This window comes from Bacillus sp. ChL18, assembly GCF_026241425.1.
Classification (GTDB): domain Bacteria; phylum Bacillota; class Bacilli; order Bacillales; family Bacillaceae; genus Bacillus; species Bacillus velezensis.
The window spans coordinates 1-1,990 of record NZ_JAPHWE010000012.1 but is presented as its reverse complement, the minus strand read 5'-3'; the positions used below and the strand labels follow the sequence as shown (position 1 = coordinate 1,990).

General features: G+C 34.9%; 1 protein-coding gene. It reads left to right on the top strand.

Annotated features, from left to right (window positions below; translation table 11 throughout):
• Window positions 1-1,990 (top strand): condensation domain-containing protein (locus OQ477_RS20720; RefSeq protein ID WP_265973601.1); only part of this gene is annotated, 1,990 nt, incomplete at both ends.

Below are 1,990 nucleotides of genomic sequence, written 5' to 3'. Positions count from 1 at the left end.
AAATGAACAGAATGAGAAGTACCTTTGTGCTTACGTAACTACAGATGGAGTTATGGATAAACTAAAGCTTAAAGAATATTTACAAGAGAGTCTGCCGGACTATATGGTACCAGCTTATATAATAGAAATAGAATCATTTCCCCTTACTACAAATGGAAAAATAGACAAGAAATCCTTACCTGAAGCAACTCATGCAGGTTTAATACATTCTTCTGACTATGTTGCTCCAAGGACGAAGATAGAAGAGCAACTGGTTGACATATGGAGTGAAATATTACGTGCAGAGATAATCGGAATTGATGATAACTTTTTCGATTTGGGAGGAAATTCACTTAAAGCGAGCTTAATGATAAACACGATTCATAAAGAGATGAATAAAGCAATGCCATTAAGATCTTTTTTTGAAAACGCGACGATAAGAAGTATAAGCAAGCATATTGATGGCAATGTGAAAATTCAAACGTATAAAGGAATAGGAAAAGCTGAACTTCGAGATTATTACAAAACATCATCAGTTCAAAAAAGGTTATACACATTTCAACAGATTGAACCAAAAAGTACAACTTATAATATCCCGGTTGTATTCGAACTCAGTGGTCACATAGAAAAAGATCGAATAGAAAAAACCTTCAAAAAGTTAATTGAAAGACATGAAGCGTTTAGGACCTCTTTCAACACGATTAATGGAGAAATTGTACAGAATATCCAAAGTGAATACACCTTTAGCATTGTTGAAAAGAAAGAAGATTCAAAGACAATACAACAAGTAATGAGGGATTTTATTAGATTCTTTAGCTTGGAAGAAGCTCCGTTATGCAGGGTCGGAGTAGTAGAGCTTGGTGACAAAAAATATTTATTGATTGATATGCATCACATTATAACTGACGGGCTATCCATGAAAATTTTAATGAAAGATTTTGTCCGCATGTATAATGGGCATGAAATAGAACCTTTAAAAATTCAGTACAAGGATTTTTCTGAATGGCAGCATAAATTCTTACAATCAAAAGATATGAAAGAGATGGAAGATTACTGGACTAACAAGTTCTCAGGAGAATTGCCTATCTTAAGTTTACCTTATGACTTTGACAGACCTGTTATTCAAAGTTATAACGGGCAAAAAATAAGTTTTTCATTGGACGAAAGCACAGCAAAGGGTTTAAGAAGGATATCTAAGCAAACAGAAAGTTCTATGTTTATGATTCTTTTATCAGCATTCAATATTCTGCTAGCTAAGTATAGTGGTCAAGAAGACATTATAGTAGGAACTCCTGCTGCAGGAAGAACACATCCAGATCTTGAACCTATCGTGGGGATGTTTGTTAATACACTGGCTTTAAGGAACAATCCGTGTGAAAATAAAAGTTTCACTAAATTTTTAAAAGAAATCAAAGAAAATTCAATAAAAGCTTTTGAAAATCAAAGTTATCAGTTTGAAGAATTGCTAGAAAAAGTGAATGTAGGGAAGGATTTGAGAAGAAACCCCATATTTGATGTCATGTTTACGATGAATCATCATGAAGAAGCATCAGTAGGAGAGTTGGACAAATTACAGTTAAAGCCGATCTTTCAACCAAGCGATCAGTCTAAATTCGACCTTACGCTCCATGTCACGGAAAACAAACGGACATTGAGGGGAAGTATTGAATATTCTATAAGTCTTTTTAAAGAGGAAACCATCGAAAGGATGATCAAGCATTTCAAACAAATTGTGGCCAGTATTTGTCGGAATCCAAACGCCAAACTATCAGAAATAGAAATGATGACGGAATCGGAAAAACGACTGATCCTGTATGGTTTTAATGATACACAAGCAGATTATGACAGAGAAAAAACACTACAGGAGCTATTTGAAGACCAAGTGGATAAACGCCCTGATCATATAGCGGTGAAGTTTAGAGATCATTATCTTACGTACCGGGAACTCAATGAGAAGTCGAATCAGCTCGCAAGAGTGCTGCGTCAAAAAGGAGTAACCCGGCATTCAATT